The organism is Arthrobacter sp. AFG20 (assembly GCF_002892795.1).
Taxonomy (GTDB): Bacteria; Actinomycetota; Actinomycetes; order Actinomycetales; family Micrococcaceae; genus Arthrobacter.
The window spans coordinates 172,899-189,756 of the sequence record NZ_PJMC01000005.1; the positions used below are offsets into that span (position 1 = coordinate 172,899).

Consider the following 16,858-nt stretch of genomic DNA (forward strand, 5'->3'; position numbering starts at 1 on the left):
CTAGGCGCGCTGACTATTGCGCTAGGTGCCTACTGCGCTGCGGCCTTGCGTGCGGAGCAGTCGGGGCAGAGGCCGTAGATCTCAACGGTGTGAGCCACTTCCGTGAAGCCGTGCTCCTGCGCGGTCCGCGCGGCCCACGTCTCGACGGCGGGGGCCTCCACTTCCACGGCCTTGCCGCAGTTGCGGCAGAGGAGGTGGTGGTGGTGCACGGTCACGGCGCAGCGGCGGTAGACGGCTTCGCCGTCGCCGTTGCGCAGCACGTCCACGAGTTCCTCGTCGGCCAATGACTGCAGGATCCGGTAGGCGGTGGCCAGGGAGACCGAGACACCCTTGTTCTGGAGGATCCGGTACAGCTCCTGGGTGCTCACGAAGTCATTGAGTTCATCCAGGGCGGCGCTGACAGCGATCCGCTGCTTGGTGACGCGCTGCTCTTTCCCGCCGGCCGCCGTTGAAGGTGCCTGTGGTCTGCCGTCAGCGCTGGTGCGTTGTGGCATGAATGAACTCGCTTTTCTTCCGGGTAATGGCAGGCTTTAACGTTACCAGCCGGAGCCGCGTGGACACTGATCGGGGCCGTCCCTAGGCTTGCTTCATGAAGCTGACCAAATTCACGCACGCCTGTGTCCGCCTCGAAAAGGATGGCCATGTGCTGGTCCTGGACCCGGGGACCTTCTCCGAAACCGCCGAGGCGCTGGACGGCGCACACGCCGTCCTCATCACGCACGAGCACGCCGACCACATCGATGTTCCCGCGGTGACCGCCGCGCTGACGGACAATGGCGGGCTGGAGCTCTTCGCACCGGAGGGCGTGGCTCGGAATGTGCGCAAGGAAGCGCCGGATGCCGCTGGCCGGGTGCATGCCGTGGAACCGGGAACCGCGTTCGACGCCGCAGGGTTCGCGGTCCGCAGCTTCGGGGGCCAGCACGCGCTGATTCACCCGCAGATTCCCGTGGTCGCCAACATCGGTTACCTCGTGGACGAGAACGTTTACCACCCGGGCGACTCGTTCATCATTCCGGACGGCATCAGAGTGCGCACGCTCCTGGTCCCGGTCCACGCCCCGTGGAACAAGGTCAGCGAGGTGGTGGACTTCGTGATCGGCGTCCGCGCAGAGCGTGCCTTTGCCATCCACGACGGGCTCCTGAACGACACCGGCCTGGGCCTGGTGGAGGGCCACGTCAAGCGGATCGGGGCCAGGTACGGCACGGAGTACACCCACCTCTCCAGCCGGGAATCCGTGGAGCTTTAGGGCCGCCAGACACCCGTCTCGAAGAATGCCTTCAGCATGTCCTCGTGTGGCTGCGGATCCAGTCCCTGGGCCGCCAGCCACGCGGGGCTGTAGTGGCTGCCGGCGTACCGGTCACCGCCGTCGCACATCAGGGACACGATGCTGCCCCGTTCGCCGTCCGCCACCATCTGTGCCACGAGCTGCCAGACACCCCAGAGGTTGGTGCCCGTGGAAGGCCCGGCGTGCAGCCCCGCCAGCGTGTGCAGGTGACGCATGGCTGCGACCGAGGCGGCGTCGGGAACCTGGATCATGTGGTCGATGACTGAGGGGACGAAACTTGGCTCCATGCGGGGCCGGCCGATCCCCTCGATCCGGGAGGGCATGCCGGTGCTGAAATCCGCAGAGCCGCTCCGCCAGCCGGGATAGAAGGCGGAGTTTTCCGGATCGACAACCGCCAGGGACGTCGCGTGCCGGTGATAGCGGAGATAGCGGCCAATCGTGGCGCTGGTCCCGCCCGTTCCGGCTCCCACCACAATCCAGCGGGGGACCGGATGCTCCTCCAGCGCCAGCTGCTCAAAGATGGACTCGGCAATGTTGTTGTTGCCCCGCCAGTCCGTGGCGCGCTCGGCGTAGGTGAACTGGTCCATGTAGTGGCCACCGCTCGTGGCGGCAACCTCGGCGGCTGCCGCGTACACCTCTGAGGCATGGTCCACCAGGAGGCATGCACCGCCGAACTGTTCGATCAGGGCAATCTTTTCCGGGCTGGTGGTGCGGGTCATCACTGCTATGAACGGCAGGCCCAGGAGCTGCGCGAAGTACGCTTCGGAGACCGCGGTGCTGCCGCTGGATGCCTCCACGATGGTGGTGTCCTCGTGGATCCACCCGTTCACCAGCCCGAACAGGAAGAGGGAACGGGCCAGCCGGTGCTTCAGGCTTCCTGAGCGGTGCGTCGATTCATCCTTGAGGTACAGCTGGACGCCCCAGTGTTCCGGCAGCGGCACCGAATACAGGTGGGTGTCGGCCGACCGGTTGTTTTCTGCGTTGATCTTGCGGACAGCCTCATCCGCCCATGCCCGTTCACTGAATTGCCTGCTCACGGATTCAGCCTACCGGCGCGGACAGCCGGGGCTAGAGTTGGTGCAAACCCAAGGAGGCAGATGGACACCCTCATTGACGTGGCCGGGCTGAACGCCCGGATGGCGGCCGGTCAACGCACCGTGCTGCTCGATGTCCGCTGGGCGCTCGGGGATCCGGAGGGCCGCAGCCACTACCTGAAAGGGCACATACCGGGCGCAGTGTATGTGGATTTGCCCACCCAGCTGGCGGAGCCCGCAAATCCCGGCCGCGGGCGCCACCCGTTGCCTTCCCAGGCCCGCTTCCAGGAGGCGGCACGGTCCTGGGGAATTTGCGACGGCGACGTCGTGGTCGCCTACGACGATGCCGGCAACACCTCCGCCGCCCGGGCGTGGTGGATGCTCCGGAACGCCGGCGTGCGCACCATCTACCTGCTCGACGGCGGTCTGGCCGCCTGGCGCACGGCAGGGCTGCCCGTGGAGGACGGCGAAGTGCACCCGGACGCCGGAGACGTGACGCTTGCCAGCGGCGGCATGCCAGTGACCGACGCCGACGGTGCCGCGGACTGGGCCGCCGGAGGCGTGCTGCTGGATGCGCGCGCCTCAGAACGGTACCGCGGGGAAGTCGAACCGGTGGACCCCCGGGCCGGCCACATTCCCGGCGCCGTCAGCGCCCCCACCACCGGGAATCTTGACGACGACGGCCGCTTCCTGCCGGCGGAGAAGCTGCGGCAGCGGTTTGCAAGCCTTGGCGTCGACGCAGCGACACCCATCGCCGTCTACTGCGGCAGCGGCGTGACAGCCTCCCACGAGATAGCGGCCCTGGAAATCGCCGGTTTTACCGCCGTTCTATTTCCCGGATCTTTCTCCCAATGGTCCAACGACGCCTCCCGCCAGGTGGCCACGGGCGCCGATCCCGAATGACCGACCCCGGGAAGTGATCCCCGGCGGCACGGCGGGCCGACCCGTGGAACGCCACCGGCAATTGGAACTCACCGGGGAGCCGCGGTAGCGTCGCCGTATGACTCCTGGACGCCCCGTGCCCCCGCCGCTGAACCTGCGGATCCCGCTGGAAGAGACCGCCGTCGGACCCCTCGAAGGACGCCATGCCGCCGCCCGCGGCGCGTCATCCGCCACAAGCGGACTGGTTGGGCTGACAGTTGCCCGCCGGGCACCTAAAGCCGACGACGTCGAAATTGCGATCGAGTTCTGCGGGCTGTGCCACTCCGACGTTCACGCCACGCGGGGGGAGTGGGGCTCGCAGAAGTACCCGCTCGTGCCGGGCCACGAGATTGTGGGCAGGGTCAGCCGCGTCGGTTCTGACGTGTTGGACTTTCAGCCGGGAGACCGCGTGGGCGTGGGCTGCATGGTGGACTCCTGCAGGGAATGCGAGAGCTGCCTCGAAGGGCTGGAGCAGTACTGTGAACGCGGCCTGACCGGAACGTACGGTGCCAAGGACGCCAGGAACGGGGACGCCGTTACCCAGGGCGGTTATTCCACGTCCGTGGTGGTGGACCGGCGGTACGTCCTGCGGGTGCCCGAAAACCTGGACCCCGCGGCGGCTGCCCCGCTGCTCTGCGCCGGCATCACCACCTTCTCGCCGCTGCGCCATTTCGGTGTCCGGGCAGGCCATGTGGTCGGCGTCGTGGGACTTGGCGGCCTGGGCCACATGGCCGTCAAACTGGCCAAGGCTATGGGGGCCGAGGTCAAGGTCTTCACTACCTCTGAATCCAAGGTGTCGGCGGCGCTGGAACTCGGCGCTGACGCAGTAGTGCTTTCCCGGGATGAGGAAGCGATGGCCGCTGAGAACCGGAGCATCGACGTCATCATCGATACGGTGGCAGCACCGCACGACCTCAACCCGTTCTTCCGGACCCTGCGCAGGGACGGGGCCCTGTTCCAGCTGGGCCTGCCGTCCGAGGCCATGCCGCCGGTTAGTCCCGGGGCGCTGATCCGGCGGCGGATTTCCTACTCCGGTTCCCTGATCGGGGGCATCGCCGAGACGCAGGAGATGCTCGACTTCTGCGCCGGGCACGGGGTTGTGTCGGACATCGAACTGGTCGGTGCCGAGCAACTTAACGACGCCTATGACCGAATGGTCGCGGGTGATGTGAAGTACCGTTTTGTCCTGGATGCATCCACACTGCAGGAACCGTCGGAAAGGGCTGACGCATGAGCACGCTGTTTACCAAGATTCTCAACGGGGAGATCCCTGGCCGGTTTGTCTGGCGCGAACAGGACGTCTCCGCGTTCCTGACCATGGGTCCGCTCGCTGACGGGCACACGCTGGTGGTGCCGACCGAGGAGGTGGACCGCTGGACGGACGCCTCGCCCGAGACCCTTGCCAGGGTCATGGAAGTGGCCCGGCGCATAGGTGCCGTGCAGGTTGACACGTTCGGGGCAGCCCGGGCAGGACTCATCGTGGCCGGTTACGAGATCAACCACATGCACGTGCACGTGTGGCCTTCCAACAGCATGGCAGAGTACAACTTCGCCACGGCTGAGCACAACCCCGATCCGGCACGGCTGGACGCGAACGCCGAGAAGCTGCGCGCAGGCCTGCGCGACGCCGGCTACGGGGAGTTCGTGCCTGAGGGCTAAGCTGCGGCACGGCGCGCCCGCCCCGCCCAGCGGGTTACGGGGCCGGGCCGGGATGTTCGGATTCGTGGCTTTCGCGCAAGCCGGCTGGGGACAGTCCAGACCCGGGCAGCGGAGGCGCGGTGGAGTGGTAGCTGTGGCCGGTGGGCGTTGTCAGTTCGATGGTGTGCCGCGGCCCTGGTCTGGGTTGGGCTTTCCAGCCGGGGAGTTCTTTGGTGTGGTTGCACGACTCGCAAAGTCCCGCACCGTTGCTTAATGACGTGGGGCCGCCGTCTTGCCAAGGGACGATGTGGTCGTGGTGGCGGATCGGGGCGTCGCAGTAGGGCGTCCGGCAGGTGTCGTCGCGGATTTGGATGAAGCGGCGTAGCGGTGCCGGGAAGAGACGCCTCCGCGAGTCCATGGCAACGAGATCGCCGGTCTCGGGTGCGGTGTAGAGCCGCCGGACCCAGGTCTTGACTTCCTCAACTCCTTTGGCCTGTTCGTCGGTCAAGAGGTTCCGTGCCCAGGCTCCGGGGACGGCACCGAAGCCGGGGATCCGGGCGGGTTCGCTGTCGCCCTGCAACAGGGTGCGGTCGGTCATGACGAGGTTGAGCTCGATGCCGGTGATGGCGCCGGGGGTGCCGGTGATCGACTCGACCAGGGTGTCGGCCGTGATCTGGCCGTGGGATCGCGGGTCTCCAGCGGCTCGGAGGGAGTCGGCCTGCCGGGTCAGCGCCGCGAGGACCGAGACACCCTGCTGGACGGGCAGCAGCGCGGTCAGGTACGTCATGCATTCCGGAGCCGGGCGCAGGCTTACCCTCCGCTCCGAGGCGGCATGGCTGGCCCGTTGGGCTACGGAACGGGGATCCCGGCGGATCGCGGCCGACCGGACCGCTGCCACCACGGCCCGGGTCCCGGCGCCATTGAAGGTTCCGGCGTCGGCGGCGAGTTCCTCGTCAACGGCGGTCCGGTCCTCCACGCTCAAACAGGCGGTCTCTTTCACCACGTGCATGACACGCTCTTCGTTCAGCTGCCCGGTGTCCAGCGCGCCCAGGGTGTGCGGCATTTCGACGACCAGGGCTTTAGACATGCCGAGCAGCCGGCCGCCGCGGTGCGGGGACTCGCCCCGGGCCAGTGCGATCTGCTCGGCCGCCCCCAGGTCACGGTCTTTGCCGCGGTCCTTGCCAAGGTCTTCCGCCGACAGCGCAGGGTCCGCGTAGTTCCCACGGTTTGCTTGTTCCTGGCGGAGCCGGGCCTCGAAAGTGACGGACAGCCGCGCTTGCTGCCCGGCGGCCCAGCACTTGACGTTCTCGTAGGCGCGGACCTGGTCGATCAGCCCGGCTCCGTCGGTCGTTAGGTCAGCTGCCCGAAGAACCCAGCCCGAGGTTGTTCCTCTGGCGCGTACGCTGGAACCGGCCGCCGCCTGCAGGGTGGTAACGGCGCCGGAGGGATCGCCGTCGTCAAAAGCGCCGGAGCCGAAAGGGCTGTCATCAAAAGGGTCCCCGTCGAACGGACGGTCCGTAAACAGGACCTCGGGAAAGGGATCCTCCGGAAACGATGCCGGATACACGGCGTCGAGATCGTCGTCATATGGCAACCCGTAGTACGGATCGGCGTCGAGGTTCGGGGCGTCAGGGAAGTGGAAATCGGCGTCCGGAACCGCGTCGGCCCGCAGGACGCCGCTGTGCGGCACCGCTGCCAAAGCCAGCTCCGATTTCCCAATTCCATCCATAGATACAGTCTGAGGAGGGGGTACGACATTAAAGGCGGTTCGGGACCAGATTCGGGCGGAATTCAAAATACTTTTTAACTCACCGGCGAGCGGAAACTGGGTGGCACCTCAGGGCGTTCCCAGTCTCGAGAACGCCCTGAAATGCTACCCAGTTGGGTGCTGGGGCGAGCAGACAACCCTAGCCGCCTCAGCAGCGCCGGCGCACGGTAAATTCAGGGGTTGGTGTCGTGCCCGCTGACGCTACGCCGCGAGCACCTTGTTCAGTGCCGTCCGGATCCGCTTTTCGGACACGGAATAGGCTGTGCCGAGTTCGACGGCGAACAGGCTCACTCGCAGCTCCTCGATCATCCAGCGCACCTGCGTCAGCTCGGCACCGGCACGGCGGCCGGGCAGCAAAGCCGACACGGCGTCGTCGTAATCATCCTCCAGCTGCTGGACCGCCGCCATGTTGAGGGCATCGCGCTGCACGTTGCCGGGCAGCTTCTCCAGGCGTTTTTCGATGGCGCTGAGGTAACGGGGGAGCTGGCTCAGCTGGGCGTAGCCCGTGCGGGCTACGAAACCCGGGAAGACCAGCTGCTCAAGCTGGCTGCGGACATCGTTGAGTGCGCTGATGAGCGCCAGGCTCGTGGTGCCCTTGAGCTGCCTTTGAATCCGTCGCGTGCTCGCGAGGATGCGCTCCACCACGGCAGTAACACTGAAGACGGTGTCTATCAGTTCCGCCCGGACATGCTCGAACAGGGCATCGAACGCTGCCTGGTCCCATGGGAGTTCTGCGGGGGTCAGCTTGTCCACCGCCGCCAGGACGCAGTCTGCGATCAGGGCCGAGACGGACCCGTGCGGGTTCTGGCTGAACGTCAGCTTCTCGGTGTTGTTCAGGTGCTCCAGGACATAGCGGTCAGGCGCGGGCACGCGCAGTGCGAGGAGCCGGATGACACCGCCCCGCATGGCTTCCTGCTGCTCCGAGGCGGTCTGGAAGACGCGAAGGCCAACGGACGTTCCTTCGTCCACCAGAGCGGGAAATCCGGTGACGGTATGGCCCTTGACGGTGACGCTGGCTTCCCGCTGAATGGTGCCGAACCGCCACTCGGTCAGGCCGGACTGTTCCGTGAAGCCGGCGTGCGCCTGCGGACGGCCGTCCTGTGCCCGCGCGTCCAGCAGGGCCCCTTGCGCGCCCGCCTGCTGCTGGCCCTTCTTCGGGGACCGCGGGCCGGCGGTGGCTGGAGTTGCACCCAGGGACTCCGCGATGGCCCGGCGTGTGGCCGGCGCCAGCCGCTCCTGCAGCGCTTCCAGGTCCTTGCTCTCGTCCAGGACCTTGCCGCGGCTGTCCACTACCTTGAAGCTCACTCGCAGGTGCGGCGGAACCGCGTCCCAGTTCCAGGACCCGGGCGGGATGACCTGGCCCTTGAGGCGGCGCAGGACAAGCTCAAGCGAGCTCTCCAGCTCGTCCTCGGCAGGGTCGAAGTCCGCTTCCAGCGCCGCCACCGCCTGCCGTGCGACGTCGGGGGCAGGAACGAAGCTCTTGCGGACCTGCTTCGGCAGCGATTTGATCAGCGCAGTCACCAGTTCCACGCGCTGGCCGGGAATCAGCCAGCGGAAGGGTGCGTCTTCAAGCTGGTTCAGGAAGAGGACCGGAACTTCCGCCGTAACGCCGTCGGACGGGTTGGGCGTCGAGCCGGGCGCCACGGGATGGAATTCATAGCTCAGGGGCAGTTCGAACCCCTTGTGCAGCCACGTCTTCGGGTACGCGGACTCGTCCAGCGTCTCGGCGTCCTCGCTCATCAGCAGGGCCTCGTCGAAGTCCAGAAGCGCGGGATGCTGCTGCCGGGCGTCCTTCCACCACTTGTCGAAGTGCCGTTCCGAGACGACGTCCTTGCCGACGCGCGCGTCATAGAACTCGAAGAGCGTTTCGTCGTCCACCAGGAGGTCCCGGCGCCGCATGCGCGCTTCGAGTTCTTCCACTTCGTGCAGCAGGGCCCGATTGCGGTGGAAGAATTTGTGGTGCGTCTTCCATTCGCCCTGGACCAGCGCATGCCTGATAAACAGCTCGCGGGCCAGGACGGGATCGACCTTGCCGAAGTTGATCCGGCGCTGGGCGATGATGGGCACGCCGTAGAGGGTGACCTTTTCATGCGCCATCACGGCGCCCATCTTGGTGGACCAGTGGGGTTCGCTGTAGCTGCGCTTGATCAGGTGCGGCGCCACTTGCTCGGCCCACACTGGCTCGAACTTGGAGGCCACCCGAGCCCACAGCCGGCTGGTTTCCACGAGCTCGGCGGCCATGACAAATGTGGGCGACTTCTTGAACAGAGCCGAGCCCGGGAAGATGGCGAAGCGGGTTCCCCTGGCGCCGGCATATTCCCGCTTGCGTTCGTCGAGGATGCCGATGTGGCTTAGCAGGCCCGAGAGAAGGCTGATGTGGATGCCCTCGTGGTTGCCCACAGCATCGGCCTGGCGCTTGTTGTCCATGCTGATGCCCAGTGGACGGGCCAGCTGCCGGAGCTGCGTGAACAGGTCCTGCCACTCGCGGACGCGCAGGTAGTTGATGAATTCGTTCCGGCACAGGCGGCGGAACTGGGTGGAGGACAGCTCCTGCTGCTTCTCGTGGATGTAGTTCCAGAGGTTCAGGTAGCCGGTGAAGTCGGAATTCTCGTCGCGGAAGCGGGCGTGCTTCTCCGCCGCCAGCTGCTGCTTGTCCGTTGGGCGTTCGCGCGGGTCCTGAATGGTGAGGGCTGCCGCCAGGATCATGACTTCGCGGACGCAGCCGCGCTGGCCGGCCTCCACAATCATGCGGCCAAGCCGCGGATCCACCGGGAGCTGGGCAAGCTTATGTCCGACGGCGGTCAGCCCGCCGCCGCCGTTGCGGCCGCCACCTTTGCCGTTTTCGGCGTTGACCGCCGGGGGAGCGCCGGTGGCTGCCTGCGGCGCACTCAAGGCGCCGAGCTCACGAAGGAGGGTCACGCCGTCGTTGATGGCGCGCGAGTCCGGCGGCTCCACGAACGGAAAGTTTTCGATGTCCTTGGGCCCCCGGGCGACACCCATGGCAGTCATCTGCAGGATGACCGCGGCCAGGTTGGTGCGCAGGATTTCCGGATCGGTGTAGAGCGGCCGGGACTCGAAGTCCTCCTCGGAATACAGCCGGATGGCGATGCCGTCCGAGACGCGGCCGCAGCGCCCCGAACGCTGGTTGGCCGACGCCTGGGACACCCGCTCGATGGGCAGCCGCTGCACTTTGGTGCGGTGTGAATAGCGGGAGATGCGGGCGGTGCCGGTGTCGATGACGTACTTGATGCCCGGCACAGTCAGGGAGGTCTCGGCCACGTTGGTGGCCAGCACGATCCTCCGCTTGCTGCCCGGATTGAACACCCGGTGCTGTTCCTGCAGGCTCAGCCGCGCGAACAGCGGCAGGACCTCGGTGCCGGCCAGCCGCCGGTTGGACTGGATCCTGGCCTGCAGGGCGTCCGCGGCGTCCCGGATCTCCCGCTCGCCGGAGAAGAAGATGAGGATGTCGCCCGGGGCTTCCAGGGCGAGCTCGTCGACCGCGTCGCACACCGCGTCCAGCGGATCCCGGTCTTCCTCAAGTTCATCGTCGGAGGAGTTGTCCTCGTCATCTCCATCTCCGGTGGACGGGCCGCCGGCCGGCTGGGAGAGCGGCCGGTAGCGGATCTCCACGGGGAACGTTCGCCCGGACACCTCAACGATCGGTGCCGGTTCCTCGTCCGAGCCGAAGTGCTTCGCGAAGCGTTCGGGATCGATGGTGGCGGAGGTGATGATCACCTTCAGGTCCGGCCGCTGCGGCAGGATCCGTTTGAGGTAACCGAGGATGAAGTCGATGTTCAGGCTGCGTTCGTGCGCCTCATCGATGATGATCGCGTTGTACTTGCGGAGCAGCCTGTCACGCTGGATTTCGGCCAGCAGGATGCCGTCGGTCATCAGTTTGACCTTGGTGGACCTGCTCACCTCGCCGGTGAAGCGGACCTGGAAGCCCACTTCCTGTCCGATGTCGACGCCGAGTTCGGAGGCTATGCGCTCGGCCACGGTTCGGGCTGCGAGCCGCCGCGGCTGGGTGTGGCCGATCAGGCCGTTGTCACCCAGTCCCAGCTCCAAGCACATCTTGGGAATCTGGGTGGTCTTCCCGGAGCCGGTCTCGCCGGCAATGATGGTCACCTGGTTGGCGGCAATCGCGGCCATCAGGTCCTCGCGGCGCTCGGAAACCGGCAGCTCGGCGGGGTAGGAGATATGAAAAGTCATGGCTCCTCCTAGTCTACTGCCGCGTAAAAGGACCCGGCGTGCGCCGGGTCCTTGGTCGGGGTGGACGGGTTGGCTAGAAGATGCGCATGGTGTAGTTGCTGCTGGGCAGGTCCAGTGCGGACCAGTCCCGGACCGAGTGCTCGGGAGGGGTGTGGCCGCGCCCGTCCCGCAGAATGGCGCCGACCGTAGCGGCAGCTGCAACGAGGACCAGGACAAGGAGGGCGATTCCGAAGATTTCCATAGCTCCATGGTTGTCCCGCGGAAGCAACGAAAGAAGTGGCAGAAACGCCTAAAAACTACAAATTTCTGCCATACTGGAAACATGCTCAAAACAGTGGCAATCATTGCGGTTCCCAACTTCTCGATCTTCGAGTTCGGTACCGCTTTTGAGGTGTTTGGCATCGACCGTTCGGAACGGGGAACAGGCGTGCCGCAGTTCGACTTCCGCGTGTGCACTCCCGTGCCCGGCGCAGTTCCGCTGAAATCCGGCCTTACCATGAACGTCGGCCTCGGGCTGGAAGCCGCCGCCGATGCCGACCTGGTGATCATGGCGCCCTACGGCCGGGAGGAAGATGTTCCGGAATCGGTCCTCGATGCCCTCCGGGCAGCGCACAGCCGCGGCGCCTGGGTGATGTCGATCTGCTCCGGCGCGTTTGCGCTGGCGCGGGCAGGGATCCTGGACGGACGCAGGTGCACCACGCACTGGCATTACTCTGAAGAGTTGGCCGCCCAGTACCCCAAAGTCCTGGTCGACGAGAACGTCCTCTATGTCCAGGACGGGCGGATCATCTCCAGCGCCGGTACGGCGGCAGGCATCGACGCCTGCCTGCACCTGGTGAGGATCGAGTTCGGGGCGGCCGTGGCTGCCGCCATCGCCAGGGACATGGTGGTTCCGCCGCACCGCGACGGTGGACAGGCCCAGTTCATCGACCGGCCCATGCCCGAGTGCGGCTCCCAGCCCATGGAGGAACTCCTCCGCTGGATGGTGGCGAACCTGGACGAGGAACATCCCGTCCAGGAGCTGGCCGCCCGCGTCCACATGTCACCGCGCACCTTTGCCCGGCGGTTCCGCGCTGAAACAGGAGCCACGCCGGCTGCGTGGCTCAATTCCCAGCGTGTCCTGCGCGCCCAGGAGCTCCTGGAGTCCACGGAGCTGAACATCGACGAGGTGGCACGGCAGTCAGGGTTCGGCCATCCCGTGCTGCTCCGGCACCATTTCGCCAAGGTGCTGGACACGAGTCCGCAGTCCTACCGCCGGGCCTTTCGAGGCCAGATGGCCCCGGCCGGCTAGGCCGATTCTTCAGCTGCTGCCCGGGTCGACTCCACCAGCACCCGCCAAGGACCGGTGACAGCCGTCTCCGGCAGGGTGGCGCGGCGTTGGCCGGCGCGGATGGAGTACATGAAGCGGTCCGGCTGCCCGTCCGGCGCCTGCCGGGGGTCGTCGACGGCGTCCCATGGGCACGCTTCGACGAGCGGCTGCCAGCGGCTCTTGTCGCTGGTCGTGACGGCCAGCACCGTCCAGACGCGGGTGAGTGCGGCTATCCCGCCGCTGCGCTCGACTGTGATTTTCATGGCGAGGTTCCCGGGTTTCCGCGGCTGCCGGGAAGCAGAAGGTCACAGTCCCGGCGTCGGTTAGAGCTTTACCTTCACAGTCTCCCACGCCCCGCGCACGGCGTCATGCTCTGCGGACTCCTCGCCGAACAGTTCCTTCGCCGTTGCCGCGGTGGCTTTGGCGAAGGCTGAGAAGGTGGTGGTCGGGCTCAGCGAGCCGCCCGTCAGGGTCTCGTACCAGATCTGGCCGGGCGCATCCCAGGCGTTCCCGCCCAGAGTCTGGGCGACGAGGCAGAACGCCCGGTTCGGAATGCCGGAGTTGATGTGGACTCCGCCGTTGTCCGATCGTGTGCGGACGTAGGAGTCCATGGAGTCCGGCTGCGGGTCCTTGCCGAGGACGTCGTCGTCGTAAGCCGTTCCCGGTGCCTTCATGGAGCGCAGGGCGGACCCTTCAACCTGCGGCGTGAACAGGCCCTCGCCGATCAGCCAGGACGCTTCGGCGGTGGTCTGCTTCCGGAAATACTGCTCCACGAGTGCGCCGAAGACGTCGGAGACGGACTCATTGATGGCTCCCGCCTGGTTGCGGTAGGCGAGCCCGGCCGAAAACTGCGTCACCCCGTGGGCCAGCTCGTGGCCGATCACGCTGAGCGACCTCGTGAACCGCTGGAAGACCTCGCCGTCGCCGTCGCCAAACACCATCTGCTGGCCGTCCCAAAACGCGTTGTCATACATCCTGCCGAAGTGGACGGTGGCCTTCAGCGGCATTCCCTGCCCGTCGATCGAGTTCCGCCCGAAGGCGTCCGCGTAAAGGGTGTGCGTATGGCCCAGTCCGTCATACGCCTCGTCGACGGCGGGGTCGCCGGTGGCTGCGTCTCCCTCTTTCCGGACAACCTGGCCGGGCAGCGACTCGCCGGACTTCGCGTCGAAGACGGACCTGTTGGCCGGAGAGGGCTGAAGCTGCCTGATGCCGGCAGGAGCCGACGGCGCGGACGTCCGGCCCGCGTGCACGGCCCCGACGTGGAGGAGGGCTTCCTTGGCGGCGCGGGCAACGGCCGAGAACCGGGGCGACCTCTGGGCAGCCAGACGGCGCAGGATGTACGGCGGAACAATTGAACAGAACATGCCACTCACACTACGAACGGCCTCCGACATTCTGCGTCAGGCGCACTGGAGACGCAGAAACCCCCGCCGCTTTCAGTAAGCGGCGGGGGTTTCTTCTGTGCCCTCGATAGGATTCGAACCTACGGCCTTCTGCTCCGGAGGCAGACGCTCTATCCCCTGAGCTACGAGGGCATCCAGGGATCCTGCCGTTCCCGGCCGGACGTCCTAGAGCTTAGCAGGAAGGTGGGCCGGAACGGAAAACGAAACCCGTTTCCGTGCCCTACATCAGTATCCCGCGAATGAGTCCACGTGGATACGGCGTGCGCCGGCATGCCGCGCGGCACGCCGAAGCGAGCCGACGCTGGCCGGTGAACCCGAGATGAAAACCCTTCGCTGGCCGATGTCCGGCACCAGCCGTTGCAGTGCGTGACCGTCCAGCCGCGCCCCCGGGGCAAGCAGCGCACCGGCGTCCTCGATGAAGTCCGGTGGCGCCGATCCGTCGGCGAGCCGGGCAACAACGCGGGCGCCGGAATCCTCCAGTTCGGCCGCGTAGGCGAGTTCCGACGCGCTCCGGGCGAGGTACAGAAGCACGGTGTCGCGCTCGCGGGCCACCCCGCCGGACAAGTGCGCCAGATACGGCGTGATACCAATGCCGGCGGCAATGAGCAGCACGGGGTTCGAACCCTTCGGCAGGACGAAGTCACCCGCCACGGTGGTGGCCGTGAGCTGCTCGCCGGGTTTGAGGGACAACAGCTTGCGCTTGGCAGCGGAGACGGGGTCAGCAGTGCCGACGCCGATTTTCACATGCTTCGCGTCGGGCGGGCTGGTCAGGCTGAAGACGCGGCGCCTTCCCCGTCCGTCCGGCTTGGGGTGCGGAAGATCCAGTTCGAGGTACTGGCCGGATGAGTGGCGGAGCCGGCGCTGGGGGCGGAAGACAAATTCCGTCGTCGTCGGCGTAAGCCTGCGGGAGTGGCTGAACAGCAGCCGGACGCTTCCGCGCTGGCCGGCAAGGAACGCCAGCAGGTTGCCCGCCAGCAGTGCCAGCTCGGGGGAGTTGGCCAGGAAGCCGAGGTTGAAGGGCGTGGCCAGCAGGATGCCGACGACGGCGGCCATCACCAGCTGCTGCCAGCGCCGGGGCGGCAGGGTGAGCGGCTCGGTGAGCATGAAGCCGGCAAAAAACAGCACGGGGCCCTGCGCCAGCGTTTGCCACACGGCACTTCCGAGGTCGACGCCGGAAGGGACTTGCACCGCGGCCGCGACGCCGGTGGCCACCAGGATAAAGACTGCGGCCATGAGCGTCTTACGGGTCCGGTAGAGCACCAGCAGGACGCCCGGGAGCAGAAGCCAGAGCATGGCAGGTGTGCCGGCCCACCACGTGGCGATGTTGAGGCCGGTCAGCCCGGTGATGAATGCTCCGGCGGCTGCGGGGTTAAATACGTGGCGGCCGCGCCAGGCAAGGGCGTACTTGGATGCTGACGCCAGGACGCAGGCCAGCGCCACCCCGGCCAGATCCATCGGCGCAAAGGCCGGGCTGAGCTGGGTGGGCCAGAACAGGAAGTAGAGGAGGAGGCCCGTGATCAGCGAGGATTCCGCATGCGCCTGAACCTTGAACAGCGCGGCCAGGGCGCGGTTGGAAACGTACGTCAGCCCCAGGCAGAGGGCCAGATGGGCGAGCATGTTAGGAATACCGAAGGTCAGCCAGCCGAGGGCGTCGAGCAGGAGGCTGTAGGCAGCCAGCACCGCAAGCACCAACAGCACCAGCCTGTACATCGTGAACCGGCCCAGGTACGCGTCGAGGGCGATGCCGGGTGAGACCTGCTGCCGGGAGGTGGTTGAACTCATGTGAACAGCCTTCCTTCGAATTCCGCTGAGTACTCCGCGCTGCCGTTGGAAAATACCTTGAGCCAGGAAAAACGGAAATGCCCTTCCAGGTCCTCGGCCGGAACCAGGAACAGGGCGGTGGCGAGGGCGTCCGCCTCCATGGCAGTGTCCGCCCGGGCCCACGTGGCCACCACGGTCCTGACCGGCGCCCCGGTGGTGCCGTCCAGGACATGATGGAGCCCGTCTCCCCAGGCCCGCCGGTTCGACGCTGAAGCGCAGAGGGCGCCGGATCCCAGCGGCACAGTTCCTATCGCCTTGGTGGCGTCATACGGATGCTCCAGCGCCACCTGCACCGGCTCCTGTCCGCCGTTCAGCAGGTCCCCGCTGGCGTCAATGAAGAAGTCCGTAACACCGTGGCTCCTTAGCTGTTTGGCCAGAAGGTCCACGAGCTGGCCCTTGCCGGCCGCGCCGATGTCGAGGACCACCGGGGCAGTGGTGCGCAGCGACGTTCCGTGCCACGCCAGGACGGCGTCCCAGTCCGGGGGCGGAGCAGCTTCCCCGCGGGGCTGCAGCGAATAGTGCGGATCGTAGCCCAGTCGCTCAAGGCTTTCACCGATGAGGGGCGTCATGGCGCCGCCGCTGAGCGTGTAGAGCTGCCGGTAGAGCGCGGCCAGGCTCGTGGCTTCGGGCGGCAGCTGGTACTGCCCCGGCGCCACTGACATCCGGGCCACCAGGGAGTCTTCCCGGAACCTGGACCACGTAGAGTCGTAGCGCTCCACTTCGGCCAGCACTGAGCTGCGCAGGCCCGCGGGCAACGGGGCAGGAGCGGAGATTTCCCAGCTGGTGCCGATGCCGTCAAAACGGAAGCTCTGCCAGCCCGGATGTGGCATGGCAGCCGCCTACAGGGCCTGCGCCTTGATCGCCTCGACCGCCTGGTTGAAGCCGCCGCTGGTCAGGGAGGAGCCGGCCACCTTGGAGACGCTGATCTCATCCAGGCTCTTGCCCACCACCTGGTCAGCGATGCCGCCGGCGAACTGGCTCTGGAACTTCCGGGTGTTGGGATTGGACGGGTGCTCGGTGATCTCCACCGCGGACACCGTGCCGCTGGCCAGCGTCAGCTGAACGCCCACGGTCTCGGTGCCGTTGGGGGACTTGTAGTTGCCGTCCGCACTGTAGGTCCCGTCCTTATAGCCTGCTGAGGAGCCTGCTGAGGGCCCGGTTTTCGCAGAAGAGGTTGCCGCCGCCGGAGACTCGGTCTCCTGCGTGGCAGGCTGCTGGGCCGAAGGCGCGCAGCCGGCCACCGTTCCGGCGAGGGACAGGCCGGCCACGCCGGCGAAAACAGTCTTGCGGATTGAAGGCTTCACGGGGTCTCTTTTCGTGGTGCGGGCACTTTAGGGACAGCGTTGAGTTTCGGTGTCGACCGTTTAGCGTTGATGTTTCAACAATTTCGTCGGTGAGTAAAGGCTAAGGGGTTTTCCTGTGAATTTCCCTACCATTTGCTGTGACGCTGAGGAGGCGTGCGGGCCCCTG

General features: G+C 66.6%; 15 protein-coding genes and 1 tRNA gene. 5 read left to right on the forward strand and 11 right to left on the reverse strand.

What is annotated here, in order from left to right; genetic code table 11:
* Positions 1 to 29: 29 nt before the first annotated feature.
* Positions 30 to 494 carry a Fur family transcriptional regulator gene (locus tag CXZ05_RS07810; protein ID WP_102972039.1) on the reverse strand — a complete coding sequence of 155 codons (465 nt, stop codon included), beginning with the start codon at positions 492 to 494 and terminating at the stop codon, positions 30 to 32.
* A 95-nt stretch (positions 495 to 589) separates the two neighbouring features.
* Between CXZ05_RS07810 and CXZ05_RS07815 the strand changes: the two genes are divergently transcribed.
* Positions 590 to 1,246 (forward strand): MBL fold metallo-hydrolase, encoded by a 657-nt coding sequence (locus CXZ05_RS07815; protein ID WP_102972040.1) that lies wholly within the window; start codon positions 590 to 592, stop codon positions 1,244 to 1,246.
* Here the strand turns inward: CXZ05_RS07815 and CXZ05_RS07820 are convergent.
* The gene (locus CXZ05_RS07820; protein ID WP_102972041.1) at positions 1,243 to 2,322 is read right to left on the reverse strand and encodes a PLP-dependent cysteine synthase family protein; all 1,080 of its coding nucleotides are present in this window, start codon (positions 2,320 to 2,322) and stop codon (positions 1,243 to 1,245) included. The genes CXZ05_RS07815 and CXZ05_RS07820 overlap by 4 nt on opposite strands.
* A gap of 60 nt (positions 2,323 to 2,382) precedes the next feature.
* Here CXZ05_RS07820 and CXZ05_RS07825 point away from each other — a divergent pair, with 60 nt between their 5' ends.
* The 3 genes from CXZ05_RS07825 (at position 2,383) to CXZ05_RS07835 (ending at position 4,899) form a co-directional block, all read left to right on the forward strand.
* Entirely contained in the window at positions 2,383 to 3,222 is an 840-nt protein-coding gene (locus CXZ05_RS07825; protein ID WP_102972042.1) for a sulfurtransferase, read from the forward strand.
* Between the two features lie 97 nt (positions 3,223 to 3,319).
* Positions 3,320 to 4,474 carry an NAD(P)-dependent alcohol dehydrogenase gene (locus CXZ05_RS07830; RefSeq protein ID WP_102972043.1) on the forward strand — a complete coding sequence of 385 codons (1,155 nt, stop codon included), beginning with the start codon at positions 3,320 to 3,322 and terminating at the stop codon, positions 4,472 to 4,474.
* Complete coding sequence (locus CXZ05_RS07835; RefSeq protein ID WP_102972044.1) at positions 4,471 to 4,899, forward strand: HIT family protein; 429 nt, start codon at positions 4,471 to 4,473, stop codon at positions 4,897 to 4,899. Before CXZ05_RS07830 ends, CXZ05_RS07835 begins: the two co-directional genes overlap by 4 nt.
* 34 nt (positions 4,900 to 4,933) lie before the next feature.
* Here CXZ05_RS07835 and CXZ05_RS07840 read toward each other — a convergent pair whose 3' ends face one another.
* From CXZ05_RS07840 to CXZ05_RS23085, 3 genes are all read right to left on the reverse strand, one after another.
* Positions 4,934 to 6,607: an HNH endonuclease signature motif containing protein gene (locus CXZ05_RS07840; RefSeq protein ID WP_102972045.1), complete on the reverse strand. Its 1,674-nt coding sequence runs from the start codon at positions 6,605 to 6,607 to the stop codon at positions 4,934 to 4,936.
* A 240-nt stretch (positions 6,608 to 6,847) separates the two neighbouring features.
* Complete coding sequence (gene hrpA, locus CXZ05_RS07845; RefSeq protein WP_102972046.1) at positions 6,848 to 10,855, reverse strand: ATP-dependent RNA helicase HrpA; 4,008 nt, start codon at positions 10,853 to 10,855, stop codon at positions 6,848 to 6,850.
* Between the two features lie 73 nt (positions 10,856 to 10,928).
* The gene (locus CXZ05_RS23085) at positions 10,929 to 11,096 is read right to left on the reverse strand and encodes a hypothetical protein (protein WP_003804817.1); all 168 of its coding nucleotides are present in this window, start codon (positions 11,094 to 11,096) and stop codon (positions 10,929 to 10,931) included.
* 81 nt (positions 11,097 to 11,177) lie between these two features.
* On the opposite strand from CXZ05_RS23085, the gene CXZ05_RS07850 reads away from it, so the two are divergent.
* On the forward strand, positions 11,178 to 12,146 hold the full coding sequence (locus CXZ05_RS07850; RefSeq protein WP_102972047.1) for a GlxA family transcriptional regulator: 969 nt from the start codon (positions 11,178 to 11,180) through the stop codon (positions 12,144 to 12,146).
* On the opposite strand, the gene CXZ05_RS07855 is transcribed toward CXZ05_RS07850, so the two are convergent.
* From CXZ05_RS07855 to CXZ05_RS07880, 6 genes are all read right to left on the reverse strand, one after another.
* Positions 12,143 to 12,427 (reverse strand): protealysin inhibitor emfourin, encoded by a 285-nt coding sequence (locus tag CXZ05_RS07855; RefSeq protein WP_102972048.1) that lies wholly within the window; start codon positions 12,425 to 12,427, stop codon positions 12,143 to 12,145. The two genes, CXZ05_RS07850 and CXZ05_RS07855, sit on opposite strands and share 4 nt — an antisense overlap.
* Positions 12,428 to 12,487: 60 nt before the next feature.
* Positions 12,488 to 13,528 carry a M4 family metallopeptidase gene (locus tag CXZ05_RS07860; protein WP_180987319.1) on the reverse strand — a complete coding sequence of 347 codons (1,041 nt, stop codon included), beginning with the start codon at positions 13,526 to 13,528 and terminating at the stop codon, positions 12,488 to 12,490.
* 98 nt (positions 13,529 to 13,626) lie between these two features.
* Positions 13,627 to 13,699, reverse strand: a tRNA-Arg gene (locus CXZ05_RS07865).
* Between the two features lie 93 nt (positions 13,700 to 13,792).
* On the reverse strand, positions 13,793 to 15,349 hold the full coding sequence (locus CXZ05_RS07870) for a ferredoxin--NADP reductase (RefSeq protein ID WP_102972050.1): 1,557 nt from the start codon (positions 15,347 to 15,349) through the stop codon (positions 13,793 to 13,795).
* The gene (locus tag CXZ05_RS07875) at positions 15,346 to 16,218 is read right to left on the reverse strand and encodes an FAD:protein FMN transferase (protein WP_102972051.1); all 873 of its coding nucleotides are present in this window, start codon (positions 16,216 to 16,218) and stop codon (positions 15,346 to 15,348) included. Before CXZ05_RS07875 ends, CXZ05_RS07870 begins: the two co-directional genes overlap by 4 nt.
* Positions 16,219 to 16,227: 9 nt before the next feature.
* Positions 16,228 to 16,692 (reverse strand): hypothetical protein, encoded by a 465-nt coding sequence (locus CXZ05_RS07880; RefSeq protein WP_102972052.1) that lies wholly within the window; start codon positions 16,690 to 16,692, stop codon positions 16,228 to 16,230.
* Positions 16,693 to 16,858 lie beyond the last annotated feature (166 nt).